Below are 379 nucleotides of genomic sequence, written 5' to 3' on the forward strand. Positions count from 1 at the left end.
GTTCATGGAGTCAGGTTCAACCACGTTCGGCCGGGCTTCCCGGGCGGACCGCCCCTCACGCGAAGAGAAGCGATATGACAGCCAAGCCGTTCGTTGCCGCCGCCCTTTCACTCGGCCTTCTCGCCGGATGCGCCGCGCCCGGCAACCAATATGGCTCCGGTGGGTACGACAGCGGGTATGGAACCAAGCAGACGGCGGGCACCGTCCTCGGCGGCGTGGTCGGCGGCCTTGCCGGCTCGCAGATCGGCGGCGGCACCGGCCGCATCGTCGCGACGGGCATCGGCACGCTGCTGGGCGCCGCGCTCGGCAACGCGGCGGGCCAGTCGCTCGACCGCGCCGACCTTGCCTACGCCGAGCAGGCCCAGGCCCGCGCCTACGC

At 72.0% G+C, this 379-nt stretch carries 1 protein-coding gene; it reads left to right on the forward strand.

Annotated elements, in window-relative coordinates:
• Positions 1-74: 74 nt before the first annotated feature.
• Positions 75-379 (forward strand): glycine zipper 2TM domain-containing protein (locus tag CBF90_RS17080; RefSeq protein ID WP_141097254.1); only part of this gene is annotated, 305 nt, incomplete at its 3' end.

The sequence above is a fragment of the Microbacterium sp. AISO3 genome (assembly GCF_002204305.1).
In the GTDB taxonomy this organism is placed as follows: Bacteria; Actinomycetota; Actinomycetes; order Actinomycetales; family Microbacteriaceae; genus Microbacterium; species Microbacterium arborescens.